Source organism: Nocardioides pantholopis (genome assembly GCF_003710085.1).
GTDB lineage: Bacteria > Actinomycetota > Actinomycetes > Propionibacteriales > Nocardioidaceae > Nocardioides > Nocardioides pantholopis.
Map to the genome: position 1 here is coordinate 4,017,498 of NZ_CP033324.1, position 24,220 is coordinate 4,041,717.

At 72.9% G+C, this 24,220-nt stretch carries 23 protein-coding genes; 11 read left to right on the plus strand and 12 right to left on the minus strand.

Translation table 11 applies throughout. The features are described from left to right. Position 1: 1 nt before the first annotated feature. On the minus strand, positions 2 to 2,416 hold the full coding sequence (locus EBO35_RS19150; RefSeq protein ID WP_122819145.1) for a transglycosylase domain-containing protein: 2,415 nt from the start codon (positions 2,414 to 2,416) through the stop codon (positions 2 to 4). Between the two features lie 165 nt (positions 2,417 to 2,581). Between EBO35_RS19150 and EBO35_RS19155 the strand changes: the two genes are divergently transcribed. Both EBO35_RS19155 and EBO35_RS19160 read left to right on the plus strand, forming a co-directional pair. Beyond that, the gene (locus tag EBO35_RS19155) at positions 2,582 to 3,166 is read left to right on the plus strand and encodes a PadR family transcriptional regulator (RefSeq protein WP_122819146.1); all 585 of its coding nucleotides are present in this window, start codon (positions 2,582 to 2,584) and stop codon (positions 3,164 to 3,166) included. Positions 3,167 to 3,268: 102 nt separating this feature from the next. After that, on the plus strand, positions 3,269 to 4,354 hold the full coding sequence (locus tag EBO35_RS19160) for an inositol-3-phosphate synthase (protein WP_122819147.1): 1,086 nt from the start codon (positions 3,269 to 3,271) through the stop codon (positions 4,352 to 4,354). A 103-nt stretch (positions 4,355 to 4,457) separates the two neighbouring features. Here the strand turns inward: EBO35_RS19160 and EBO35_RS19165 are convergent, their stop codons facing one another. Both EBO35_RS19165 and EBO35_RS19170 read right to left on the minus strand, forming a co-directional pair. Then, a complete protein-coding gene (locus tag EBO35_RS19165) occupies positions 4,458 to 4,928 on the minus strand; it encodes an SRPBCC family protein (protein WP_122819148.1) in 471 nt (156 codons plus the stop codon). Between the two features lie 45 nt (positions 4,929 to 4,973). Next, positions 4,974 to 6,419, minus strand: coding sequence for a CCA tRNA nucleotidyltransferase (locus EBO35_RS19170; protein WP_241153780.1), 1,446 nt, complete (start codon positions 6,417 to 6,419; stop codon positions 4,974 to 4,976). Between the two features lie 91 nt (positions 6,420 to 6,510). Between EBO35_RS19170 and EBO35_RS19660 the strand changes: the two genes are divergently transcribed. The 7 genes from EBO35_RS19660 (at position 6,511) to trxA (ending at position 15,471) form a co-directional block, all read left to right on the plus strand. Next, positions 6,511 to 8,985, plus strand: coding sequence for a DUF6049 family protein (locus EBO35_RS19660; protein ID WP_164478051.1), 2,475 nt, complete (start codon positions 6,511 to 6,513; stop codon positions 8,983 to 8,985). Beyond that, positions 8,982 to 10,643 carry a murein biosynthesis integral membrane protein MurJ gene (murJ, locus tag EBO35_RS19180; RefSeq protein ID WP_122819150.1) on the plus strand — a complete coding sequence of 554 codons (1,662 nt, stop codon included), beginning with the start codon at positions 8,982 to 8,984 and terminating at the stop codon, positions 10,641 to 10,643. The genes EBO35_RS19660 and murJ overlap by 4 nt, the downstream gene beginning before the upstream one ends. Positions 10,644 to 10,719: 76 nt before the next feature. Continuing rightward, positions 10,720 to 12,549, plus strand: a complete 1,830-nt coding sequence (locus EBO35_RS19185; protein ID WP_164478052.1) for a protein kinase family protein — start codon at positions 10,720 to 10,722, stop codon at positions 12,547 to 12,549. Continuing rightward, positions 12,546 to 13,151, plus strand: a complete 606-nt coding sequence (sigM, locus tag EBO35_RS19190; RefSeq protein WP_122819152.1) for an RNA polymerase sigma factor SigM — start codon at positions 12,546 to 12,548, stop codon at positions 13,149 to 13,151. Before EBO35_RS19185 ends, sigM begins: the two co-directional genes overlap by 4 nt. Before the next feature lie 88 nt (positions 13,152 to 13,239). Next, complete coding sequence (locus tag EBO35_RS19195; RefSeq protein ID WP_122819153.1) at positions 13,240 to 13,962, plus strand: hypothetical protein; 723 nt, start codon at positions 13,240 to 13,242, stop codon at positions 13,960 to 13,962. Between the two features lie 72 nt (positions 13,963 to 14,034). Further along, positions 14,035 to 15,045 (plus strand): thioredoxin-disulfide reductase, encoded by a 1,011-nt coding sequence (gene trxB, locus EBO35_RS19200; protein WP_241153781.1) that lies wholly within the window; start codon positions 14,035 to 14,037, stop codon positions 15,043 to 15,045. A 99-nt stretch (positions 15,046 to 15,144) separates the two neighbouring features. Continuing rightward, a complete protein-coding gene (gene trxA, locus EBO35_RS19205) occupies positions 15,145 to 15,471 on the plus strand; it encodes a thioredoxin (protein ID WP_122819154.1) in 327 nt (108 codons plus the stop codon). Here trxA and EBO35_RS19210 read toward each other — a convergent pair. Then, a complete protein-coding gene (locus EBO35_RS19210; RefSeq protein WP_122819155.1) occupies positions 15,443 to 16,195 on the minus strand; it encodes a GNAT family N-acetyltransferase in 753 nt (250 codons plus the stop codon). The two genes, trxA and EBO35_RS19210, sit on opposite strands and share 29 nt — an antisense overlap. An 89-nt stretch (positions 16,196 to 16,284) precedes the next feature. Between EBO35_RS19210 and EBO35_RS19215 the strand changes: the two genes are divergently transcribed. Together EBO35_RS19215 and EBO35_RS19220 are read left to right on the plus strand one after the other, a co-directional pair. Beyond that, the gene (locus EBO35_RS19215; protein WP_122819156.1) at positions 16,285 to 17,604 is read left to right on the plus strand and encodes an aminotransferase-like domain-containing protein; all 1,320 of its coding nucleotides are present in this window, start codon (positions 16,285 to 16,287) and stop codon (positions 17,602 to 17,604) included. 24 nt (positions 17,605 to 17,628) lie between these two features. After that, a complete protein-coding gene (locus EBO35_RS19220; protein WP_122819157.1) occupies positions 17,629 to 18,393 on the plus strand; it encodes a lysophospholipid acyltransferase family protein in 765 nt (254 codons plus the stop codon). 69 nt (positions 18,394 to 18,462) lie between these two features. Here EBO35_RS19220 and EBO35_RS19225 read toward each other — a convergent pair whose 3' ends face one another. The 8 genes from EBO35_RS19225 to rpmH all read right to left on the minus strand — a co-directional run bounded on the left by EBO35_RS19225 (position 18,463) and on the right by rpmH (position 23,737). Then, positions 18,463 to 19,485, minus strand: coding sequence for a ParB/RepB/Spo0J family partition protein (locus tag EBO35_RS19225; RefSeq protein ID WP_122819158.1), 1,023 nt, complete (start codon positions 19,483 to 19,485; stop codon positions 18,463 to 18,465). Continuing rightward, positions 19,482 to 20,399 (minus strand): ParA family protein, encoded by a 918-nt coding sequence (locus EBO35_RS19230; RefSeq protein WP_122819159.1) that lies wholly within the window; start codon positions 20,397 to 20,399, stop codon positions 19,482 to 19,484. Before EBO35_RS19230 ends, EBO35_RS19225 begins: the two co-directional genes overlap by 4 nt. Before the next feature lie 257 nt (positions 20,400 to 20,656). Continuing rightward, positions 20,657 to 21,352 (minus strand): 16S rRNA (guanine(527)-N(7))-methyltransferase RsmG, encoded by a 696-nt coding sequence (gene rsmG / locus EBO35_RS19235; protein WP_241153782.1) that lies wholly within the window; start codon positions 21,350 to 21,352, stop codon positions 20,657 to 20,659. A gap of 77 nt (positions 21,353 to 21,429) precedes the next feature. Then, complete coding sequence (locus tag EBO35_RS19240; protein ID WP_164478081.1) at positions 21,430 to 21,930, minus strand: Jag family protein; 501 nt, start codon at positions 21,928 to 21,930, stop codon at positions 21,430 to 21,432. A 23-nt stretch (positions 21,931 to 21,953) separates the two neighbouring features. Next, positions 21,954 to 22,946: a membrane protein insertase YidC gene (yidC, locus tag EBO35_RS19245; protein WP_317983538.1), complete on the minus strand. Its 993-nt coding sequence runs from the start codon at positions 22,944 to 22,946 to the stop codon at positions 21,954 to 21,956. A 37-nt stretch (positions 22,947 to 22,983) separates the two neighbouring features. Further along, the gene (yidD, locus tag EBO35_RS19250; RefSeq protein WP_206422621.1) at positions 22,984 to 23,235 is read right to left on the minus strand and encodes a membrane protein insertion efficiency factor YidD; all 252 of its coding nucleotides are present in this window, start codon (positions 23,233 to 23,235) and stop codon (positions 22,984 to 22,986) included. Beyond that, positions 23,232 to 23,567: a ribonuclease P protein component gene (rnpA, locus tag EBO35_RS19255; protein WP_122819164.1), complete on the minus strand. Its 336-nt coding sequence runs from the start codon at positions 23,565 to 23,567 to the stop codon at positions 23,232 to 23,234. Before rnpA ends, yidD begins: the two co-directional genes overlap by 4 nt. Positions 23,568 to 23,599: 32 nt before the next feature. After that, positions 23,600 to 23,737: a 50S ribosomal protein L34 gene (gene rpmH, locus EBO35_RS19260; RefSeq protein ID WP_101525941.1), complete on the minus strand. Its 138-nt coding sequence runs from the start codon at positions 23,735 to 23,737 to the stop codon at positions 23,600 to 23,602. Between the last annotated feature and the right edge of the window lie 483 nt (positions 23,738 to 24,220).

A 24,220-nucleotide genomic window follows, 5' to 3' on the forward strand; every position in this document is an offset into this window, starting at 1 on the left:
GTCAGTCCGCGGAGCTCCGGTCCGCCGACGTCCCGGGCACCCGGCCGCCCGGCGCACCCCCGGTACCGGCGGGCGGCACGGTCGTCGTTGGCGCCGGCGGCTGCGGGACCGTCGGCGCCGGCTGCTCGGGCGTCGTCGGCGGCGGGGGCGGCGGCGACGGAGCCGGCGTGCTCGGCGGCGCCTCCGGCTCCTTCGAGGGCTCCCTGCTGGGCTCCTTGCTCGGCTTCTTCGACGGCTTGCGCGGGGGCTCCGGCGCCCGCGTGGGCTCCGGCTCCGGCGCCAGCGTGGGCGCGTGCCCGTCGCTCGGCGCGTCGCCGTCGACGTACGCCGGCTCCGGGAAGTCCAGCACCTCGGCGCCCTCCAGGGCCCGGGTCATCACCGCGGACCAGGTGGCGGCGGGGTAGCCGCCGCCGAAGTAGCCCGAGGCGCCCTCGAAGTCCGGCAGCCAGCCCTCGTCGAGCTTGCCGGTGCCCGTGCCGCGCACATAGACCACCGACGTGGACAGCTGCGGGGTGTAGCCGGTGTACCAGGACGAGACCACGTCGCCGGGCCCGTTGGTCGAGGTGCCGGTCTTGCCGGCCGCCGGCCGGTCCGGGAGCTGCCCGTGCCGGGAGCCGGAGCCGGAGGTGACGACCTGCTGGAGTGCGTAGGAGACGTCGGCGGCGATGTCGGGGTCGACCGCCTGCTTGTCGCGGACCTTGTGGTCGTAGCGGACCTCGCCGGTCTCGTCGACGACCTTCTCGATGATGAAGGGCTCGGCGGCGGTCCCCTCGGCGGCCAGGGTGCCGTAGGCGTTGGCCATGTTCACCGGGCTCACCGTCGCGCTGCCCAGCGACACGGTCAGGTCCGGCTTCAGCCCCGGCGTGCGGGCCGGGAAGCCGCGGTTTCGGCTGGAGGCCTCCTCCGGCGGGATGCCCATCTTGTTGGCGGCCTCGATGATCTTCTCCGGGCCGCTGTCCATCGAGTCGGTGAGGTCGACGAACGCGGTGTTGACCGAGTCCTCGGTCGCCGCGATCAGGTTGATCGCCGAGCCGTAGTCGGTGTCGCCCTGGTTCTCGACCTCGGTGTCGCCGACGGTGATCGGGCTGTTGCCCTCGAAGGTGTCGGTGAGCGCGAAGCCCTGCTCCAGGCCGGCGACCAGCGCGAACGGCTTGAGGATCGAGCCGCCCTGGCCGCCGGAGACCGCCCAGTTGATCTGGGAGTCCAGGAAGTCCTGGCCGCCGTAGATGCCGCGCACCGCCCCGGTGCCGGGCTCGACGCTCGCGGCGCCGACGTGCAGCTGCTTCTCGCCCGGGAAGCCGGTGGGCTTGGCCTCGTTGACGCCCTCCTCCAGCGCGGTCATCGCCTTGCGGTTGAAGGTGGTGGTGACCTGCAGGCCGCCGCCCTCGATCTGCTGCTCGCTGAACCCGAGGCGCTGCAGCTCCGCGCGGACCATCGAGAGCACGTGGCCCTTCTGGCCGCCGTAGGCGCTCTGGGCCTTGATCTTCGGGAACTTCGGCAGCTGGCGGGCGGCCTTCTCGGCCTCCGCGTCCTCGATGGCACCGGTCTCGGCCATGCCGGCGAGGATCCGCTCGTAGCCCGAGCGCAGCCGCTCGCGGGCGTCCTCACCGTTGGCGGGGTCGTAGCGCGACGGGTTGTTCAGCACCCGGGCCAACACTGCCGACTCGCGCAGCGACAGGTCCGCCGCGGGCTTGTCGAAGTACGCCTTGGCAGCCGCCTGGACGCCGTACGCGCCGCGGCCGAAGTAGATGGTGTTCAGGTAGCCCTCGAGGATCTCCTTCTTGCTCTGCTGGCGGTGCAGCTTGAGCGAGAGGATCGCCTCCTTCGCCTTGCGGGTGTAGGAGCGCTCCTGGGTGAGGTAGAGGATCTTGACGTACTGCTGGGTGATCGTCGAGGCGCCCTGCGTGGTTCCGCCGGAGGCGTTGCTGAACGCCGCGCGCATGATGCCCTTGGGGTCCAGGCCCCGGTCGCTCCAGAAGGTGCGGTTCTCCGCGGCGACGACCGCGTCCTGGAGGTGGTCGGGCATCTCGTCGAGCGGGATCGAGTCCCGGTTCTGGGTGGCGAACCGGCCGAGCTCGGTCTTCCCGTCGGCGTAGTAGATGAACGACGTCTCGGTCTGGAAGTCGTCGTTGGGGTCCGGGATCTCGATGGTCTGGTAGAGCACCACGAAGAGGCCGACCAGCAGCAGCGCGCCGGCCAGGCAGGTGAGCGCGAACCACTTCAGCGCCCGCTGCACCTTCTGCTTGCGGGTGCGCGGCACCTTCGGCTTGCCGCCCTTGCCGGGCCCCGTCGGACCCTTCCCGCCAGGCCCCTTGCCGCCGGCGCCGCCCTGGCCGCCGCCTGGTGCCTTGGTGCCGCCCGTCGACTTCGGTGTCTTGGTGACGGGGGCGCCGGGCGCCCTGCGCTTTCCGCTCACGACTCGGGAACTCCAGGGTGATCAGGGATGGGACCGGGGCCGGTGACCCGCGCCACGCGGACGCGATCGGCGGGCTGGCCAATCCAAGAGGGTACGCAACGCGCGGCAACGACGCCCGACTCGCGCGGATTCACGTCCGGCAGATATATCGCTACGATAGGTCGCATGGCACGTCGTGGTGAGACCATCGAGCTGGCAGTCCTCGGGCTGCTGCACGAGGGACCCATGCACGGCTACGAGCTCCGCAAGCGGCTGAACCTGATGCTGGGCTGGGGGCGGGTCCTCTCCTACGGCTCGCTCTACCCGGCGCTGAAGAAGATGCTGCGCGGGAACCTCATCGAGGAGAGCACCGGCGTGCTCACCCCGGTGACCCGGCGTCCCCGGATCGTCTACCAGGTGACCGAGGCCGGCACGCGAGAGTTCGAGCGCCTGATGTCCGAGGTGGGCCCCACGGCCTGGGAGGACGACAACTTCGACATCCGCTTCGCCTTCTTCGGTCGCACCGACATGGAGATCCGACTGCGGGTGCTGGAAGGTCGGCGTATCCGGCTCCAGGAGCGGCTCGACCGCGTCCAGAGCCAGCTGTCGATGACGGAGAAGGAGGTCGACCGCTACGCAGCAGAGCTGCAGCGGCACGGCGTCGAGTCCGTCGAACGGGAGGTTCGGTGGCTCTCCGACCTCATCAACGCCGAGCGCAGCCTCGGCGAGCCCCCCGTCCAGCCGGCGGGACCGCCGGCCGAGCAGCAGTGAGGGCGGCGTACGCGAACAGCCGCCGACCCCGTACCACCGCACGGCAATGAACGAGCAGTGACCGAGATCTCCGCAAGGATCGAAAACAGGAAGGACTGGCCGATGGGTTCGGTTCGAGTAGCAATCGTGGGAGTGGGCAACTGCGCCACCTCCCTGATCCAGGGTGTCGAGTACTACCAGGACGCCGACCCCGCGACCACTGTCCCGGGCCTGATGCACGTCATGTTCGGCGACTACCACGTCAAGGACGTGGAGTTCGTCGCCGCCTTCGACGTCGACGACAAGAAGGTCGGCAAGGACCTCTCCGAGGCGATCAACGCCTCCGAGAACAACACGATCAAGATCGCCGACGTCCCCACGCTCGGTGTGGAGGTCCAGCGCGGCCACACCCTCGACGGCCTCGGCAAGTACTACCGCCAGACCATCGAGGAGTCGACCGCGGAGCCGGTCGACATCGTCTCGATCCTCAAGGACCGCCAGGTCGACGTCCTCGTCTCCTACCTCCCGGTGGGCTCGGAGGAGGCCGACAAGTTCTACGCCCAGTGCGCGATCGACGCCGGCGTGGCCTTCGTCAACGCCCTGCCGGTCTTCATCGCCTCCGACCCCGAGTGGGCCAAGAAGTTCGAGGACGCCGGCGTCCCGATCATCGGCGACGACATCAAGTCCCAGGTCGGCGCGACCATCACCCACCGGGTGATGGCGAAGCTGTTCGAGGACCGCGGCGTGGCGCTGGACCGCACCTACCAGCTCAACGTCGGCGGCAACATGGACTTCAAGAACATGCTCGAGCGCGAGCGCCTGGAGTCCAAGAAGGTCTCCAAGACCCAGGCCGTCACGTCCAACCTGCGCGGCGAGCTGGCCGACAAGGTCGACAGCCGCAACGTCCACATCGGTCCCTCGGACTACGTGGCGTGGCTCGACGACCGCAAGTGGGCCTACGTCCGCCTCGAGGGTCGCGCCTTCGGCGACGTCCCGCTGAACCTCGAGTACAAGCTCGAGGTCTGGGACTCCCCGAACTCCGCCGGCATCATCATCGACGCGATCCGCGCCGCGAAGATCGCCAAGGACCGCGGCATCGGCGGGCCGATCATCTCGGCCTCGTCCTACCTGATGAAGTCCCCGCCGGTGCAGCTGCCCGACGACGAGGGCCGCCGTCGCGTGGAGGCCTTCATCCGCGGCGAGGAGTGACCTCGCCGCACCACGCACGCTGAACCGCCGTACGGCCCGCCCGGGATCCCGGGCGGGCCGTGCTGTTGGGGGGCGTCGGACGGGGTCCTCCGGTCGGCCAGCCTCAGCGGGCCTCGGCCTCGGCCTTCACCCGCTCCAGCGTCTGCGCCATGCCGTCGAGCAGCTCGACGGTGAAGGGCTCCTGGCCGCCCAGGGCCACCTGGGTCAGCCGGCGGGAGACCCCGGAGATCCCGCGCGGCGCCTCGCGGCGCTGCACGACCCGGGTGCCGGTGCCGGTCTCCTCCAGCGTGAACGACCAGATCGTCCAGTTCTCCGCGATCTGGAACGCGAACTCGCGGTGCGGGTCGAAGCGGACCACCCGGCCGCGGGTGGGCCAGAACAGCAGGCCACGGCGGTTGACGTTGAGGAACGTGGTGCCGCGCCGGACCACCCCGCCGCGGACGAAGGAGCGGACCACCTGCGGGCTCCACTCCGACATCCGGCGTACGTCGGAGACCAGCGCCCAGACCCGGGCGGGGGGTGCGTCGATCTCGATCTCGCGGGACAGGTCCGGGACGGACGTCGTGGCGCTCATGGCGTCACGCTAGCGGGGCGGGCCAGCCGACCAGCAGAGAACGCCTCAGCGCCGCGCCCACCACTCCTGCAGCTCGGCGCGGGCCTCGTCCTCGGTCATCGGGCCGCGCTCCATCCGCAGCTCCAGCAGGTGCCGGTAGGCCTCGCCGACCTCGCGGCCGGGGCCGATGCCGAGGATCCCCATGATCTGGTTGCCGTCGAGGTCGGGGCGGATCGAGGCCAGCTCCTCGGCCTCGGACAGCACCGCGATCCGCTCCTCGAGCTCGTCGTAGGTACGCCGCAGCCGGTCGGCCTTGCGCCTGTTGCGCGTGGTGCAGTCGGCGCGGGTCAGCACGTGCAGGCGCTCGAGCTGGTCGCCGGCGTCGCGCACGTAGCGGCGTACGGCGGAGTCGGTCCACTCCCCCGACCCGTAGCCGTGGAAGCGCAGGTGCAGCTCCACGAGCCTGCTCACCGCGTCGATCTCGTCGTTGGAGAAGCGCAGCGCCTTCATCCGCTTGCGGGTGATCTTGGCGCCGACCACGTCGTGGTGGTGGAAGGTGACGGTGCCGTCGTCCACGAAGCGGCGGGTGCGGGGCTTGCCGACGTCGTGCATCAGCGCCGCGAACCGGGAGACGAAGTCGGGCTTGCCGCCGAGCCGGTCCTCGAGGTCGATGGCCTGCTCGAGCACGGTGAGCGTGTGCTCGTAGACGTCCTTGTGCCGGTGGTGCTCGTCGCGCTCCAGGGCCAGCGCCGGCAGCTCCGGCAGCACCCGCTCGGCCAGCCCGGTCTCCACAAGCAGGGTCAGCCCCAGCCGGGGGTACGGCGCGCAGATCAGCTTGACCAGCTCGTCGCGGACCCGCTCGGCGGAGATGATGTCGATGCGCCCGGCCATCGCTGTCATCGCCGCGACCACGTCGGGGTGGACGGTGAAGCCGAGCTGCGCGGCGAAGCGCGCGGCCCGCATCATCCGCAGCGGGTCGTCGGAGAAGGAGTCCTCGGGCCGGCCCGGGGTGCGCAGCATCCGGTGGGCGAGGTCGACGACCCCGCCGTACGGGTCCTCGACCTCCCGGCCGGGCAGCCGGACCGCCATCGCGTTCACTGTGAAGTCCCGGCGGCCGAGGTCGGCCTCCAGGGAGTCCCCGAAGTCGACGTCGGGCTTGCGCGAGTCGGGGTCGTAGGACTCCGAGCGGTACGTCGTGACCTCGACCACCCACTCGCCGCGCCGGCAGCCGATGGTCCCGAAGGCGCGACCCATGTCCCAGGTCGCCTCGCCCCAGGACTTCAGGATCTTCTCGGTCGCCTCGGGACGGGCCGAGGTCGTGAAGTCCAGGTCGTTGTGGTGGCGCCCGAGCATCGCGTCGCGCACGGGTCCGCCCACCAGGGCCAGCTCGTGCCCGGCAGCCGCGAAGCGCCGGCCCAGCTCGTCGATGACCGGCGCGACCCGGTCCAGCTCGGCGGCCACCGAGCGTTGCACCTCGACGAGGTTCAGCGGGGGGAGCTCGGCATCGGACACGACGGGACAGTCTAGGCGGCGCCGTGACCGGCCCGACAACCGCCGTCGGTGGCTCCCCCACCGGCGCGGACCGGCGGATAGAGTCGCAGCCATGGTCCGCCCCCGGTCGCTGCTGCCTGCCCTCGTGGCGGTGGCCGGACTGACGCTGCTCCCCGGCTCGGCCGCCGCGTCGCCCGCCACCAGCACCGCCACCGGCATCAGCACCGCCACCGGCACCGGGACCGGCGCGGGGACCACCGCCGTCGCGAGCGCCGAGGGCGACGCCCCGCTCGTGGTGACGATCGGCTCGCTGTCCCCCGCCGCCGTGCCGGTGCGCGGCCCAGTCCGGATCACCGGCACCGTCACGAACCGCGACACCGAGACCTGGTCGACGGTGAACCTGTACCCCTTCGCCTCCGAGACCCCGATGACCTCGCGCGCCGAGCTCACCGAGGCCGCCGCCACCGACCCGGAGGCCTCGGTCGGCGACCGCCTCGTCGACCAGGGTCCCTACGCCACGATCCCGGAGCTGGCGCCGGGCGAGAGCGCGCCGTACACGCTCACGGTCGCGCGCCGCGACCTCCCCGACGGTGGACCGGGCGTCTACTGGTTCGGCGTGCACGCCCTCGGCGGCGCCGACCAGTCACCGCGGGACATGGTCGCCGACGGCCGGGCCCGCACCTTCCTGCCGCTCGTCGAGGAGCCGGGACGGGGCGGCCGCGCGGCAGTCGTGGAGCCGGTCCGCACGGCGCTGGTGGTGCCCCTGCGCGGCCGGGTGCGGTACGCCGCGGACGGCTCCGTCGCCGGCCCGGCCGCCTGGGCCCGGACCCTGGGCGCCGGCGGCCGGTTGCGCTCGCTGCTCGACCTGGGCACGGGAGCGGGCAACCAGCCGGTCACCTGGCTCGTCGACCCCGCGATCCCGGACGCCGTGGCCCGCCTGGCCGCCGGCAACCCGGCCCGCTCGCTCGCGGCCACGATCGACCCCGACACCACCACCGACCCCGACCTGGCCGAGGCCCAGGAGGGCGAGCCCGGGGCGGACGGCGAGTCGGCATCCCCCTCGGCCCCGGCCGACGAGGACGAGCGGCGCGAGACCCCGCACGGCACCGCCCCCGAGTCCCCCGGCGCGAGCGAGGACGCCGGCGAGGAGGACGAGGAGCAGGCGAAGCCCGAGGACCCCGTGGTCGCCGCTGCGGCTGCGGCGGCCGCCGACTGGCTGGCCGACCTGCGCCCCGCCCTGGAGGGCCAGTCCGTGCTGGCGCTGCCGTACGGCGACCTGGACGTGGCCGCCGCGGCCGTCCGCCGCCCGGCGTTCTACCCCGCCGCGCGAGCCCTCACCGGCGACGTCCTGAGCTCGTGGGGGATCGCCTCCACGCCGGCCGTGGCTCCGCCGAGCGGCCTCCTCAGCGCCGGCGCCCTCGACCTGGCCGGCTCCGAGGACACGCTGCTGGTCTCGGACCGGATGATCGCCGGCAGCGACCCCACCGTGGCCTCGGTGGACGGCCGGGCCCTCGTGGTGGCCTCCGCGGGCGCCGCCGAGGGCGGACCGGGCCCCGACGACCGGACCGCCGCGGTCGCGGTGCGCCAGCGGATCCTCGCCGAGGCCGCCGTACGCCGGGTGCGCGGGCGCACGTCGCCGCTCGTCGTCACGCTGCCCACGAACTGGCGTCCCAGCGGCGCGACGCAGTTCTTCGCGGGCCTCGACCTGCCGTGGGTGGACCTGACCACGCTGGATCGGGCCACCGACGTGACCCCGAAGGCCGTGGCGGCGGAGGACCTGCGCTACCCGGCGACGGAGGAGACCGCCGAGCTGGACGGTGCCGCCTTCGCTGCGGCGGCCGGCCTGCGCCGGGCCGGGCGCACCCTGCAGAACCTGCTCACGCTCAACGACCGGGTCGGGACCGTGGTCGAGGGCGAGGCCCTGACCGGGCTGTCCTACGAGGCGCGCTCCCGCCCGCAGGCCTCGCGGCGGCGGGCGGAGGCCGCTCAGGCCTGGATCGACGAGCGGGTGCGCAGCGTCGACCTCAGCGCGCCGCCGCAGGTCACGCTGTCCAGCGCGAGCGGCCGGTTCTCGGTGACGGTCGCCAACAACCTCGACGAGCCCGTCACCGTCGGCATCGAGGCCTTCTCCGACGAGCCGGTCGACATCGAGGTCCCGGAGACCATCGACCTGGCCGCCCGCAGCCAGCGCACGGTCCTGCTCGTGGCCCGCACCGACCAGCAGGGCGTCCACAACGTCACGCTGGTGCTGACCGACCTCGACGGCACCGCCCTCGGCGCCTCCGACCAGCTGCCGATCCGGGCGGCCCAGGTGAGCGCCGTGATCTGGGTGATCATCGGCATCGGGTTCGCACTCCTGGCCGGAGCGGTCGGGGTCCGGCTGGCCCGGCGGCTGCGTCGCAGCCGGCTGCTCACCGAGCGCGGGTCCGACCCGGGCGCCGACCCGGACGCCGACCCGGGCGCCGGGCCGCGCGAGGCCGCTGCGCCCGCGCCCGCCGCCGACCCCGCGACCGACCCGGCGCAGCACCCGGCTCCCGACCACGCCCGCCGCCCGGACTACGAACCAGAGGCAGACACCCGCGCATGACCAGCACCGACGAGCAGACCAAGATCCTGCGCTCCAGCGCCGTGATGGCCGCCGGGACCGTGGTCTCGCGGCTCAGCGGCTTCGTGCGTACGGCGCTGCTGGCCGCGGCCCTCGGGATCGGCCTGCACGGCGAGCTGTTCACGATCGCCAACACGATCCCCAACGCCCTCTACATCCTGCTCGCGGGCGGGGTCTTCAACGCGGTCCTGGTCCCGCAGCTGGTCCGCGCGATGCGCAACGACCCCGACGGCGGCGACGCCTACACCAGCCGCATCCTGACGCTGTCCGCGATCTTCCTCGCCGCGGTCTCGGTGATCCTGGTGCTCGCCGCGCCGCTCGTCCTGTCCGTCTACCTCAGCGCCGCCTACGACACGCCAGAGCTGGCGGCCCAGCGCGACTCGGTCATCGACCTGGCGCGCTACTGCCTGCCCCAGGTCTTCTTCTACGGCATGTTCGCGCTGGTCGGGCAGGTGCTCAACTCCCGCGAGCGGTTCGGCCCGATGATGTGGGCGCCGGTCGCGAACAACCTGATCTCGATCGGCGTCCTGGCCGCCTACCTGGTGGCCTTCGGGGCCGCCCAGGGCGACGAGCAGCGCGACGCCTACACCAGCAGCCAGGAGCTGCTCCTGGGTCTCGGCTCCACGGCGGGCATCGCCGTCCAGTTCCTGATCCTGGTCCCGTACCTGCGCTCGGCGGGCTTCCGCTACCGGCCCCGGTTCGACTTCCGTGGCACCGGGCTGGGACACACCTTCCGGCTCGGCGTGTGGACGGTCCTGTTCGTGGTGGTCAACCAGATCGCCTACACGGTCACGGTGAACCTCGGCTCCAGCGGCGTCGCCGAGGGCGCGGACGGCACCGGCACCACCGTCTACTCCTTCGCGCTGCTGATCGTGATGGTCCCGCACGCGGTCATCACCGTCTCGCTCGCGACCGCGATCCTGCCCCGGCTCTCCGCCAGCGCGGCCGCCGACGAGCTGGCAGCGGTCGGCCGCACCCTCTCGGCGACGCTGCGCAGCTCGCTGGCGATCATGGTGCCGTTCGCCGCGCTGCTCCCGCTCCTGGCGCCGTACGTCGCGCGGGTGCTGTTCGGCTTCGGCGCCTCCGGGGAGGACCCCGACGCGCTCGTGCCGACGCTGGCGGCGTTCGGGCCCGGCCTGCTGCTGTTCACGGTCCACTACCTGGTGCTGCGCGGGTTCTACGCGCTGGAGCAGACCCGCACGGTGTTCTTCAACCAGTGCTGGGTCGCGGGCACCAACATCGCCGTCGCGGTGCTCCTGGTCCGGGCCCTCGACCCGGTGCACACCGCGCCGGCCCTGGTCGCGGCGTACACCGCCTCCTACCTCGTCGGCGCGGTGCTGTCGGTCGTGGTGCTGCGGCGCCGGGTCGGCACCCTCGACGGGGGCCGGCTGGTGCGCTTCGGACTGCGCCTGGCGCTGGTCACGATCGTCTCCACGGCCGTGGCGGGGCTGGCCCTGCTCGGGACCCGCGCGCTCCTCGGCACGGACCCGGGATGGTTCGGAAGCGTGCTGGGCGCCGCCGTGGTCGCGGGCGTCGACCTCGTGGTCTTCCTGCTCCTGGCCCGGCTGCTGCGGCTGAGCGAGGTGACCGAGGTCCTCGACCTGGTGCTTCGGCGACTCCCGACCCGGCGGCGGCGTTGACCGGCCTACGATGACCGCAGCCCGACCCCGCCCACCGGTCGGGACCCACTCCCCGGGAAGGAGCCGCAGCCACCACGTGCCGCAGTCCATCCGCCCCGGCGACGTGCTCGCCGCGCGCTACCGCCTGGTCGACCTGCTCAGCGAGAGTGGCAACGGCCGGTTCTGGCGAGCGCACGACCGGATCCTGGAGCGGCACGTCGCCCTGCACGTCATCGCCGAGGACGACGGGCGAGCCGCGGGCCTGGTCGAGGCGGCCCGCCGCTCCGCGACCGTGCCGGACCGCCGCGTGCTGCGGGTGCTCGACGCCGAGCGCACCGAGGGGTTCTGCTACGTCGTCAACGAGTGGGGCTCGGGGACCTCCCTGGACGTGCTGGTCGCCACCCACGGGCCGCTGCCGCCGCGCCAGGCGGCGTGGCTGGTCGGCGAGGTGGCCGACACGCTCAGCCGGGCGCACGCCGCGGGCGTGGCGCACGGCCGGCTGGTCCCCGAGAACGTGCTGATCGACCGCGCCGGCGCCGTCCGGGTGATCGGGCTCGCCGTCGACGCCGCGCTGCACGGCCTGCCGCCGGACCGCACCGACGACGACCTCACCGACCTGGCCGGGCTCCTGTACTGGTCGCTGACCGGTCGCTGGGCCGGGTGCTCGCCCTCCGGGGCTCCGCCCGCGCTGCGCGAGAACGGCCGCCTGCTGCGGCCGCGCCAGGTCCGCGCCGGGGTGCCGCGGCCGCTGGACACGCTGTGCGACGAGGTGCTCAACGCGGTCCCGGTCGCCCGCGGGCGCGAGCTGCGGCCGGCGTACTCCGCGCGCGTCATCGCGGACCTGCTGGCCGACTTCGTCGGCGACCCGACCGGGATCCCGGACCAGCTCGCGGTGGCGAACGCCCACCGCGGGCCCGAGACCGTGGTGCTGCCGCCGGTCCCCGACCTGCTGCTGCACCAGCCCGACCAGCCGCCCGCCCCGGAGCCGCCCGCCCCGACGACCGCCACCCCGAAGCCCGCGGCCCCGGAGCCGCCCGAGCTGGCGACCCAGGCTGGGATGCCGGTCTTCGACGACGAGCCCCTGGACGATCAGTGGTACGCCGCGTCGTCCGAGGCCGCGACCCCGCCGCCCCCGTTCGACGCGCCACCGGAGCGCCCCCTCTTCGCTCCCGAGCCGTCCGACGGGACGCCCCCGCGCCGGCCCCGGCCCGACCGCCAGGACCGACCGTCCGGCGACGAGTACTGGCCCTGGGACACCGGCCGCGGCACCGGGACCGGCCTGACCGCGATCCCCGAGGAGCCCGACGCCGGCGCGGCGACGGAGGTGCCGGGCCGCAGCTGGCTGCGGCTGGCCGCCGGGCTGGGCGCGGGGCTGCTGCTGCTGGTCGCCGTCGTGGTCGCCGTCAACCTGGGCCGGGGCAAGACACCCCTCGGAGCCGAGCCCGACTCGCCGCCCTCCCGCAGCCCGAGCGAGTCCCCGTCGGCGCCGGTGGCGATCCCCGACCTGGCCGTCTCCGACCTCGATCCCCAGGGCGACGGCGCGGAGAATCCCGAGAGCACGGCGCTCACCGTGGACGGCGACCCGGCGACGACCTGGCGGAGCTCGACGTACCTCCAGCAGCTCGGTCCCGCGGGCCTGAAGACCGGGGTGGGCCTGCAGGTCGACCTCGGTGCCGAGCGCGACGTCGCCCAGGTGGGGCTGTCACTGGTGGGCGAGCCGACCGAGGTCGCGGTCTACGTCACCGACGAGGCCGTCTCCGACGTCGCCGGGCTCGAGCCCGTGCTGACCGAGGCCGTCGGCCCCGACGCCCGCATCGAGCTCGAGGAGCCGGTCCGGGGCCGGTTCGTCACGCTGTGGTTCACCGGGCTGCCCGGGGTGGACGGCGGCTTCCGCGCCGAGGTCGCCGAGGTCGCGGTGCGCGGATGAGCGCCCCCGGCGACGACCCGCGGACCGACGCCGACCTGCTGGCCGCCCACGTCGCCGGCGACACCGACGCGTTCGGCACCCTGGTGGCCCGGCACCGCGACCGCCTGTGGGCGGTGGCGCTGCGCACCACCGGCCACCCCGAGGACGCCGCGGACGGGCTCCAGGACGGCCTGGTGGCGGCGTACCGGAGGGCCGCGACGTTCCGCGGCGAGGCGGCGGTGGCGACCTGGCTGCACCGGGTGGTGGTGAACGCCTGTCTCGACCGCCTGCGCGCCACCCGGGTACGCCGCAGCGAGCCGCTGCCCGCGGACCTGGGCGAGTCCGACCCGGCGTACTCGACCGGTGGGTCGCCCACGGACGACCCCGCCGCACGGGCGGACCAGGCGGAGACCCGCCGCCTGGTGCTGGCCGCCCTGCGCGCCCTGCCCCCCGAGCAGCGCGCCGCCCTAGTGCTGGTCGACATGGAGGGCTATCCGGTCGCCGAGGCGGCCGCGGTCCTCGGCTGCCCGGTCGGGACCGTGAAGTCGCGCTGCGCCCGCGGCCGAGCCCGGCTGGCGGTGCTCCTGGGCGTCCTGGGGCCGACCCCGGCGGCTCCCGGCTGACCTGAGACCATCCCCCGACAGATCCAGACTCCCCGCCCGACCCGCCCGACCCCGCCAGACCCGCCAGACCCGAAGGAGGTGCACCGCCGTGACCGAGCCCCGGAACCCCGCCCCGACCCCGGAGCCTGACCTGACCCCCGAGCAGGAGGACCGGGTGCGCGACCTCCTCGCCGACGCCCGCCACGACGGGCCGGTGCCCGACGACGTCGCGGCCCGCCTGGACCAGGTGCTGGCCCGGCTCGGCGACGAGGACCGCGAAGCCGACCCCGCGCTCGTGGCCCGGCGCCGCCAGCGCGGCGGCCGGCTGCTCGCCGCAGCCGCCTGCCTGGTCGTCGGCGGCGTCGTCGCGGGCCAGCTCGTCTCCTCCGACAACGACTCCAGCAGCGACGCGGACGACCAGGCCGGCGGCGGCGCCGCGACGGCGTCCTCGACGCCCGCCGACAGCTCGAGCGAGGTGCCCCTCGGCATGGTCGTCGAGCCCAGCGCGGCCCCGGTGCCGACCAGCGCGGATCCCGTCGAGGTGCGTCCCGAGCACTTCGCCCTGGACGCCGCCGCCATCAGCCCGCTGTCCGCCGACGTCGCCGGTCGGGGCGCCGCCCGGTCGGGCGCCGCGCAGGACGCCGCGACCCCGGCGGCGTGGTTCACCTGCGAGCCCGGGCCCTGGGGCGACGGCGACCTGGTGGCCGTGCAGTACGAGGGCGAGCCCGCCGTCCTCGCCTACCGGCCGGCCGAGGGCGCCACCCGCGTCGTCGAGGTGCTGCGCTGCGGCACCGGCGAGGTGTTGCGCTCGGTCACCGTGCCGCTGCCCTGAGGCCCCCGGTGGGAATGCTGCTCCCCTACGATCGGTTGTCGAGGTAACCCCCATCGACCCCGAGAGGACGTCATGTCCGAACCCCGCAACGTGATCATCATCGGCTCCGGCCCGTCGGGTTACACCGCCGCCGTGTACGCCGCCCGGGCCAGCCTGCAGCCCCTCGTCTTCGAGGGATCCGTGACCGCCGGCGGCGCCCTGATGAACACGACGGAGGTCGAGAACTTCCCGGGCTTCCGCGACGGCATCATGGGCCCGGCCCTGATGGACGAGATGCGGGCCCAGGCCGAGCGCTTCGGCGCCGAGCTCGTGGCCGACGACGTGGTCGAGGTCGACCTGACCGGCGAGCTGAAGGTCGTCCGGACCGCCACCGAGACCCACACCGCCCGTGCGGTGGTGCTGGCGACCGGCTCGGGCTACCGCAAGCTCGGTCTGCCCAACGAGGAGGAGCTCTCCGGGCGCGGGGTCTCGTGGTGCGCGACCTGCGACGGGTTCTTCTTCCGCGACCAGCACATCGCCGTGGTCGGCGGCGGCGACTCCGCGATCGAGGAGGCGACCTTCCTCACCCGGTTCGGCTCCAAGGTCTCGCTGATCGTGCGCCGCGACGAGCTGCGCGCGTCCAAGATCATGCAGGAGCGGGCCTTCGCGGACCCCAAGCTCGAGATCGAGTGGAACTCCGTGGTCGAGTCGATCAACGGCTCCGACCGGCTGGAGTCGCTCACCCTCAAGGACACCGCCACCGGCGCGACCCGCGAGCTGCCGGCGACCGGTCTGTTCATCGCGATCGGTCACGACCCCCGCTCCGAGCTGCTGCGCGGCCAGGTCGACCTCGACGAGAACGGCTACGTCCTGGTCACCCACCCCTCGACGGCGACGAACCTGCCGGGCGTCTTCGCGGCCGGCGACCTCGTCGACCACCACTACCGGCAGGCGATCACCGCCGCCGGGACCGGCTGCTCGGCCGCGCTCGACGCCGAGCGCTACCTGGCCGAGCTCGACCACACCGCCGCCACCCGGGACGAGGCCCAGCAGGCCGTCGCGGGATCGGCGGCCTCCGAGACCGTCCAGACCGCCGGCCTGTGAGCGGGGAACATCCGCCCGCGGGCGGGTGTTCCTCCCCTGCAGCCGCACAACCGAGCACTACCGGCCTCACCGGCCACCCCATCCGAGAAGGGAACAGTCGTGGGCAACATCGCAGCCGTGACCGACGCCGAGTTCGAGGCGCAGGTCCTCAAGTCCGACAAGCCGGTCCTCGTGGACTTCTGGGCCGAGTGGTGCGGCCCGTGCCGCCAGGTCGCGCCCATCCTCGACGAGATCGCCGGAGCGCACGGTGACAAGATCACGTTCTTCAAGATGAACGTGGACGAGAACCCGGTCACCCCGTCCTCCTACCGGGTGACCGGCATCCCCACGATCAACGTCTACCAGGGCGGCGAGGTCGTGAAGACCATCGTCGGCGCCCGGCCCAAGGCGGCGCTGCTCAACGAGCTCGCCGACTACATCGCCTGAGCAGACCGCTCCGCTCCGCGGCCCCCGCTCCCAGCCCGTTCCTCGGGCTCGGGGACGGGGGCTGCGCCGGTCTCGGGGCCGGTCGGGGGGCCCGGACGGCCCCGACCAGGCGCTCCAGCGCCGCCTCGACCTCGCCGCGCCAGGACACGGCGGTGCGCAGGTCCATCCGCATCCGCGGCGTCAGCGGGTGCGGCCGCTGGGTGCGGAAGCCCACGCCGCCCAGGAAGTCCACCGGCAGCACGCACGAGGCGCCCGGCACCTTCGGCACCCGGGTCCCGAAGGCCTCCACCGCCGTGAAGCCGCCGCGCCCGACCAGGTCGCGGGCCATCGCCTGGATGAGCATCCGGCCCAGTCCCCCGCCCGCGTGCGCGGGATCGACGTACGCCGTGGTGAGCAGCACCGCGTCCGGTGAGATCGGGGCGGTCGCGAACCCGGCGGCCCCCGGCACGAACGCCTCCGGGGCGTAGACGACGTAGCCGACGGGCTGGCCGTCGACCAGCGCGACCCGCCCGCACGAGCCCCACTCGCGCAGCACCTCGCTGACCCAGGCCTGCTTCTCGGCGGGGCCCTCCTCGGCCGGCACCCGCTGCCGACGGACCGGGTCGAGCTCCCAGAACAGGCACCCGCGGCACGGGCCGACGAGGGCGTCGAGATGGTCGACGGTCAGCCGGACGATCTTGCGCGCGCCGCCCCGCGCCTGCGTCCTGGACGCTCCACGCGGCACCGGGCCCCCTCTGCTGTGACGGGTCAGACGCGCCCAAACGCCGGTCTGCGCGTGCGGTCCGGCCCGCCATCGTCCATGCTAGAGGGATCATGGAGAACTCGCCCGCACGCCAGCCCAGCGCCCGTCTCGACGCCTTCGTCGACCGGTACGCAGCGCGCACCGCGGGCATGACGGCCTCGGAGATCCGGGCCCTGTTCGCGGTGGCGTCCCGTCCCGAGGTGGTCTCGCTGGCCGGCGGGATGCCGAACATCTCCGGCCTGCCGCTGGACGTGGTCGGCGGCGCCATCTCCGACCTGATCGCCAAGCAGGGGCCGGTGGCCATGCAGTACGGCTCCGGGCAGGGCGTGCCGGAGCTGCGCGAGCAGATCACCGACGTGATGCGCCTGGAGGGCATCGAGGCGCACCCCGACGACGTGGTCGTGACGGTCGGCTCCCAGCAGGCGGTCGACCTGGTCACCCGGGTCTTCTGCGACCCCGGCGACGTGGTGATCTGCGAGGCCCCGTCGTACGTCGGCGCGCTGGGGGTCTTCAAGGCCTACCAGTGCGAGGTCGTGCACGCCGAGATGGACGCCGACGGGCTGGTCCCCGAGGCGCTGCGCCAGGCCATCCGGGCGGTGAAGGCCGCCGGCAAGACGATCAAGTTCCTCTACACGATCCCGAACTTCCACAACCCCGCCGGCGTCTCGATGTCCACGCCGCGGCGCGCCGAGGTCCTCGACATCTGCCGGTCCGAGGGCATCCTGATCCTCGAGGACAACCCCTACGGGCTGCTGGGCTTCGACGCCGAGCCGATGCGCGCGCTGCGGGCGGACTCCGCCGACAACGTCATCTACCTGGGCTCGTTCTCGAAGACGTTCGCCCCCGGGTTCCGGGTCGGCTGGGCGCTGGCCCCCGCCCCGGTGCGCGAGAAGCTGGTGCTGGCCCAGGAGTCGGCGACCCTGTGCCCGCCGCAGTTCTCCCAGATGGCGATCTCGGCGTACCTGGCCAACCACGACTGGCAGGGCCAGATCAAGCAGTTCCGGGAGATGTACCGCGAGCGCCGCGACGCCATGGTGGACGCCCTCTCCGACCTGATGCCGGCCGCCTGCCGCTGGAACGTCCCGGACGGGGGCTTCTACGTCTGGCTGACGCTGCCCCCGGGCGTCAACGCCAAGAGCATGCTCCCCCGGGCCGTCACGGCCCGCGTGGCGTTCGTGCCCGGCACGGCGTTCTTCGCCGACGGCTACGGCACCGGTGCGATGCGGCTCTCGTTCTGCTACCCGACGCCCGAGCGGATCCGGGAGGGCGTACGCCGCCTCGCGGGCGTCGTCGAGGCCGAGATGGAGCTGCGGGAGACCTTCGGCGCCACCGGCCCCGACCCCGAGCTGGGGTCCCGCGGCTACGACGGGCCACGCTCCGACCTGAGCTGAGGGGCGGCCCGGTAGGTTCCTCCCGTGCGTGACCTCACCTACCCCCCGATCATCACCGCCGCCAAGACGGGTTTCCGGATCCTCGGCCAACGCTTCACGATGACAGGGACCGAGCGGGTGCCCCGCTCCGGCGGCGTGCTGCTGGCCTTCAACCACGTCAGCTACCTGGACTTCATCTACGGCGGCCTCGCCGCGCACCCCTCCCGGCGGCTGGTGCGGTTCATGGCCAAGCGCGAGGTCTTCGACCACCCGGTCGGCGGCCCGGTGATGCGCTCGATGCACCACATCGCGGTGGACCGGGGCGAGGGGATCGGGTCCTTCCACGCGGCGGTCGACAACCTGCGGGCCGGTGAGGCGGTCGGGATCTTCCCCGAGGCGACGATCTCGCGCGCGCTCGAGCTCAAGGACTTCAAGACCGGCGCCGTCCGAATCGCGGCCGAGGCCGGCGTACCGGTGCTGCCGGTGATCCTGTGGGGCACCCAGCGGATCTTCACCAAGGACCACCCCCGGGACTTCTCCCGCGGCAAGACCATCGCGATCAGCGTCGGCGAGCCGCTCCACCCCGAGGGCACCGACCCGGTCGCCGAGACCGCGGTGCTGCACGCGGCGATGAGCGATCTGCTGGACCACACCATCGCTGCCTATCCGTCCGCCGAGCAGCCTCCGGGCTCCTGGTGGCTGCCGGCCCGGCACGGCGGCAGCGCGCCGACGCTGGAGGAGGCCCAGCGCCTCGACGACGCGGAGCGCCGGGACCGGGCCGAGCGCCGCGCAGCGCGTCGCTCGTCCTGAGCAGCAGCCCGGTCTGTCGACCTATCGTCGAAGCGCTTCATCTATAAGTCGACAAAGCGCTATAGCGACTCAGATTGGCCGGTCCTGGCGGTTGCGCGGGTCCATGATGTCGACAATGCGGCGCAGATCCTCCAGCGAGGCGAACTCCACAGTCACCTTGCCCTTGCTCCGGCCCAGATCCACCTTGACCCGGGTCTCCAGGCGGTCCGAGAGCCGGTCCGCGATGTCGGAGAGCCCCGGTGCGGACGGCTTCGCCCGCCGAGCGCGACCCGTCGGCTTGCCGTGGTCCCCCACGGCGACGATCTCCTCGAGGCCACGCACGCTGATGCCCTCGGAGACGACCCGCTGGGCGAGCCGGTCCTGAAGTCCGGCGTCCTCGACCGAGACCAGCGCCCGCGCATGTCCGGCGGAGAGCACCCCGGCCGCCACCCGGCGCTGCACGGCCGGCTCCAGGCGGAGCAATCGCAGGGTGTTGCTGATCTGGGGACGCGAGCGACCGATCCGGGTGGCGAGCTCCTCGTGGGTGCAGCCGAAGTCGTCGAGCAGCTGGGCGTAGGCCGAGGCCTCCTCCAGCGGGTTCAGCTCCGCGCGATGCAGGTTCTCCAGCAGCGCGTCGCGCAGCATGTCGGTGTCGTCGGTCTCGCGGACGATGGCGGGGATCGTGTCCTTGCCGGCCTCCTGGCTGGCCCGCCAGCGCCGCTCCCCCATCACCAGCTCGTAGGCGTCCTCGCCCACCCGGCGCACCACGACCGGCTGGAGCAGCCCGATCTCCCGGATCGAGTGCACCAGCTCCGCCATCGCGTCCTCATCGAAGACCGTGCGCGGCTGGACCCGGTTGGGCGTGATCGAACCGATCGGGAGCTCGGCGAAGTAGGCCCCGGCGACCGGAGCGAGACCCGGACCGTCCTGAATCCCGTTCCCGCCGCTGTCAGAGCCATTCTGAGCGCCGGACCCCGGACTCGGCGGCCGCGTCCCGTCGTCTCCGGCGCCTGAAACGGCGCCAGGACCGGCGGTTGGGGCGGGCCCGGTCGGAATCAACGACCCCAGTCCGCGACCGAGGCCGCGGCGCGGGGCGGGACGGCTGGCGTTCATCGGGCGCCTCCCTTGGCGGCGATCTCCCGCGCGGCCTCGAAGTAGCTCAGCGCCCCGGGGGAGCCCGGGTCGTAGGTCATCACGGTCTGCGCGTACGACGGCGCCTCCGAGACCCGCACCGACCGGGGGATCACGGTGCGCAGCACCTGGTCGCCGAAGTGCTCGCGCACCTCCTCGGCCACCCCGGCTGCAAGCCGGGTGCGCGCGTCGTACATCGTGATCAGGATCGTGGAGACGGCGAGGTTCTGGTTCAGGTGGGCCCGGACCATGTCCACGGTCTCGAGCAGCTGGCCGAGGCCCTCGAGCGCGTAGTACTCGGCCTGGATCGGGATCAGCATCTCGTCGCCGGCGACCAGCGCGTTCAGCGTGAGCAGGCCCAGCGACGGGGGACAGTCCACGAAGACGTAGTCGTAGCGGTCCTCGCCGGCCGTCGCCGCGTCGCCGACCAGCGGATGGCCGTGGATTGCCTTGCGCAGCCGGCTCTCACGGGCCACCACGCTGACCAGCTCGATCTCCGCGCCCGCGAGATCGATGGTCGCCGGCACCACGTCCAGGTTCGGCACGTCCGGGCACACCGCGACGACGTTGGCGAGGTCCTCGCCGTCGACGAGCGCGTCGTACGTCGATGGAGCGCCGCGCCGGTGGTCGATGTTCAGCGCGGTGGAGGCATTGCCCTGCGGGTCCAGGTCGATGACCAGGACCCGCTGACCCAGCTGCGACATGGCCGCAGCGACGTTCACGGTCGAGGTGGTCTTGCCGACGCCGCCCTTCTGGTTGGCGACGACGAAGATCCGGGTCGCCGGCGGCCGCGGCATCGCCATCCGCGCCACGCCCTGGCGCGCCAGCACGCTGTGCTCCGCGGCCTTGGCCAGGGGAGTGGTGTTCGCGTCGAGCTCGGTGGCATACGGCGCCATGTCGCCAGCGGTTCGCACGCGGTACGGCGTCCGTGTTTCACGTGAAACATCTGCCTGCGTGGTTCCGGCGGAGTCCACGCCCGAGCTGTCGGTTTCACGTGAAACACCGGAGGCGGTTGAGGAGGAGTTCTGTGGATAACTAGCGCCAACCTGTGGAGAGTCAGGCTCAGCGGACGGGTAAAGACCGGTGGATAACTTTTGGTTCGCCGCGGAACCCTCGCTGCGCGGGGCCTCGTCTCCCGGTCGGTACTCGTCGCTCACGCGCCCTGCTTTCGTTGCCTTCGGGATGTGGTGCGCCCGGCCCGCCGAGTCCCCGCGACGGCGCCTCGTGGCGCAAGGGGCCAAGATACCCGGGACGGATCGGCCCAAGCCACTCGGAGGGCAGTCGTCGGTGGATCGACCACCCCAGCGCCGAGGGTCAGCACCTCCGGGTCGGCACATCCCCACCGTCGCAGGTCCGGCGCCGCGGCCGCCACCTCGTCGGCGACCGACGACCCCTTCATCGCGACCAGCGCCCCGGTGGGCGCGACCAGGGGCATCGACCACTCCAGCAGGCGGGGGAGCGGGGCGACGGCCCGGGAGGTCACCACGTCGAAGGTACGGCGGCCGTGGACCGCGTCCGCGCGTCCCCGAACCACCTCGACCCCGTCCAGGCCCAGCTCGGCGACGACCACCTCGAGGTACGTCGTCCGCCGCAGCAGCGGCTCCACCAGCGTGACCGCCAGGTCCGGTCGCGCGATCGCGAGGACCACGCCCGGCAGGCCGGCGCCGGCCCCGACGTCGCAGACGCTCGCTCCCTGAGGCACGGCCTCGGCGAGGACCCCGCAATTGAGCAGGTGCCGCTCCCACAGCCGGGGCACCTCACGCGGGCCGATCAGCCCCCGCACCACCCCGTCGGTGGCCAGGGAGTCGGCGTAGGCCTGGGCGAGCGCCAGACGCTCCGACGCAAACACCCCCCGCGCCGCAGTCGGCGCGGGGGGTGCCGGCGTACCACCGGCACCGCCGGTTTCACGTGAAACGTGGTCGGCCATCAGTCGGGAAGGATCACCACGTAGCGCCGCGGCTCGACGCCCTCGGACTCCGAGGAGAGCCCGGCCGCGGCAACGGCGTCGTGCACGACCTTGCGCTCGAAGGGGGACATCGGCGTGAGGGAGACCGCCGACTTGCCCTCCCGAGCCTCGGCGATCTTGGCGGCGGCCAGCTCCTCGAGCTCGGCCTTGCGGTCCGCGCGGAAGCCGGAGATGTCCAGCATCAGCCGGGACCGCTCGCCGGTCTCGCGGTAGACCGCGAGCCGGGTGAGCTCCTGAAGCGCGTCGAGCACCTCGCCGTCGCGACCGACGAGCTGGGAGAGGTCGGCACCGACAATCGAGACGGCCGCGCGGTCGCCCTCCACGTCCATGTCGAGGTCCCCGTCGAGGTCCGCGATGTCGAGGAGCTCCTCGAGGTAGTCCGCGGCAATGTCGCCCTCGCGCTCGAGGCGGGCCAGACGGCCCGTCTCCGCACCCGCCACATCGTCCTGGTCCGAGACCACTGTCGCTTCGGTGCTGTCCTCAGTCACTTCTTGCCTCCCTTGGGGCGCTTGTTCGGGGAGCCGCCAGAGACCTCGGGCTTGGCGCCCGCCGCCTTCCTGCGCTGCTCGCGGGTCTGTCGCTGCGGCTGCTGGCGCTTGGCCGGCCGGTGCTCGACCTCCGGCTCCGGCTCGGGGGTGACCTGGACCGAGCCGCCCTTGCGCAGCGTCTTGGCCTTCTCCCGCTCCTCCTTGGCCGCGAAGGCCGGGGTGCCGGGAGCCGGGTTGTTCCGGATCACGTAGAACTGCTGGCCCATCGTCCACAGGTTCGAGGTGGTCCAGTAGAGGAGCACGCCGATCGGGAACGCGACGCCACCGAGGCCGAAGGCGACCGGGAGGACGTAGAGCAGCAGCTTCTGCTGCTGGGCGTAGGGGCCGCTCAGCGCGTCGGCCGGCATGTTCTTGGCCATCAGCTGGCGCTGGGTGGTGAAGGTCGTGGCGGTCATCGCGAGCACGAGGACGAGCGCCAGCACCATCACGGTGAGGTCCGGGCTGTCGCCCCAGACCCGGGCCTGCCAGAAGCTCTCCGAGAGCGGGACCCGGCCGAGGATCTCGGACTGCCCGAAGGACTTGGCGAGGTCGTCGGTCAGGAAGCCGTGCGGGGTGTTCTTCTTCGCGGCCTGGTCCAGGAGCCGGAACAGCGCGAAGAAGATCGGCATCTGCACCAGGATCGGCAGGCACGAGGCGAACGGGTTCGTCCCCGTGTCCTTGTACAGCTTCATCGTCTCCTGGGCGAGACGCTCCCGATCGTGGCCGTACTTCTTCTGCAGCTCCTTGACCTTGGGCTGGATCAGCTGCATGTTGCGGCTGGACTTGATCTGCTTGACGAACAGCGGGATCAGCGCAGCGCGGATGATCAGGGTGAGGCCGACGATCGAGAGGGCCCACGAGGTGCCGCCGTCCGGGTCCAGGCCGATCTTCTCGAAGACCCAGTGCCAGCCCACGAGCACGGCCGAGATGATGTAGTACAGCGGGGTCATGATGAGCGACCCGATGTCGCTGAAGAATCCCACGGATTCAGGCTCCTTGCTGGGGTGAGGGAGACGAGACGCCGCCGCGGGCCGGAACCGGATCGTAGCCACCGGCCGCCCACGGGTGGCAGCGCATCAGGCGACGTCCCGCCAGCCAGGTGCCGCGCAGGCTGCCGTGCTCCTCGACGGCCTGGAGGGCGTAGGCCGAGCAGGAGGGGTGGTAACGACAGACCTGCCCGTACAGCGGGCTGATCAGCGCGCGGTAGGCGCGCAGGATCCCGATCAGCACCAGCTTCACGAGAGCACCTTGCGCAGACAACGGTCGAGATCGTCGGCGAGTTCCGCCGACGAGGCCTCGGCGGCCGCGGGCAGCGCCCGGACTACGAGCACAGCAGAGCCCGGGAGCGACGCGAGGTGCTCCCGGGCCTGGTGCCGGAGTCGACGTTTCACGCGGTTGCGGACGACGGAGTTGCCCACGGCCTTGCTGACCACCAGTCCGACCCGTGGCGGGTCGGTGCCGGCGCCCGTGCCCAGGTGGAGGACCAGCGTGCGTGACCCGGACCGCCGACCGGCCCGCACCGTGCTCCGGAACGAGTCCGAGTCGGTGAGGCGGTGCGTCCGGGTCAGCACGAGCGGGTCCGCTGGGCTGGCCGGGGCGTCGCTCAGACCGCCAGTTCCTTGCGGCCCTTGCGGCGCCGCGAGGACAGGATCGCGCGGCCGGCGCGGGTGCGCATGCGCAGGCGGAACCCGTGCACCTTGTGGCGACGACGGTTGTTCGGCTGGTACGTACGCTTGCTCACGAGCTTCTCTTTCGATGGTTGTTCGCAGGTCTCCCCGCCGGGCAGATCGGCAGTGCCAGCGTCAGTGCGCTGACGCCCTTCGGCTGGCACCGCCCACCCACGGCGACTGAGCCCCGTGGACATGCGGCGCCGGTCGACACCGGCAGACCGGCCAACGGTACGCGCTGGGATTCGACAGGGTCAAACCGGAGCACCCGCCTGCCAGGCCAGCCTACGGGGCGGCGGTCGACACCCGCACATCCCTGTGGATGACGTCTTGCTGCTGGGGCCGAGGCCGCGTTACGTTCGAAGCCGCCGAGGGTCCGTCGCCGCACCTGTCCCCGCTCGCTCGACGGCCCGCCGTTGCCGGCCCCGAGGCACCAGCATCTGGGCCCTGACCAGCGGGAATGCGACAACTGGCAACGAACGAACCAGCACTCGGGCATCCTGTTTCCACAAGGCAGGTGCCAGGTTCACAACCTGTGGACAACCTTGTGGATACGG

Coding starts and splice junctions, on each gene's coding strand:
- EBO35_RS19160 (WP_122819147.1), top strand. CDS start 3,269: ATGGGTTCGGTTCGAGTAGCAATCGTGGGAGTGGGCAACTGCGCCACC.
- sigM (WP_122819152.1), top strand. CDS start 12,546: ATGAGCGCCCCCGGCGACGACCCGCGGACCGACGCCGACCTGCTGGCC.
- yidC (WP_317983538.1), bottom strand. CDS start 22,946: ATGACCCCGCTGTACTACATCATCTCGGCCGTGCTCGTGGGCTGGCAC.
- murJ (WP_122819150.1), top strand. CDS start 8,982: ATGACCAGCACCGACGAGCAGACCAAGATCCTGCGCTCCAGCGCCGTG.
- EBO35_RS19230 (WP_122819159.1), bottom strand. CDS start 20,399: ATGGCGCCGTATGCCACCGAGCTCGACGCGAACACCACTCCCCTGGCC.
- EBO35_RS19155 (WP_122819146.1), top strand. CDS start 2,582: ATGGCACGTCGTGGTGAGACCATCGAGCTGGCAGTCCTCGGGCTGCTG.
- EBO35_RS19660 (WP_164478051.1), top strand. CDS start 6,511: ATGGTCCGCCCCCGGTCGCTGCTGCCTGCCCTCGTGGCGGTGGCCGGA.
- EBO35_RS19165 (WP_122819148.1), bottom strand. CDS start 4,928: ATGAGCGCCACGACGTCCGTCCCGGACCTGTCCCGCGAGATCGAGATC.
- trxB (WP_241153781.1), top strand. CDS start 14,035: ATGTCCGAACCCCGCAACGTGATCATCATCGGCTCCGGCCCGTCGGGT.
- EBO35_RS19215 (WP_122819156.1), top strand. CDS start 16,285: ATGGAGAACTCGCCCGCACGCCAGCCCAGCGCCCGTCTCGACGCCTTC.
- EBO35_RS19225 (WP_122819158.1), bottom strand. CDS start 19,485: ATGAACGCCAGCCGTCCCGCCCCGCGCCGCGGCCTCGGTCGCGGACTG.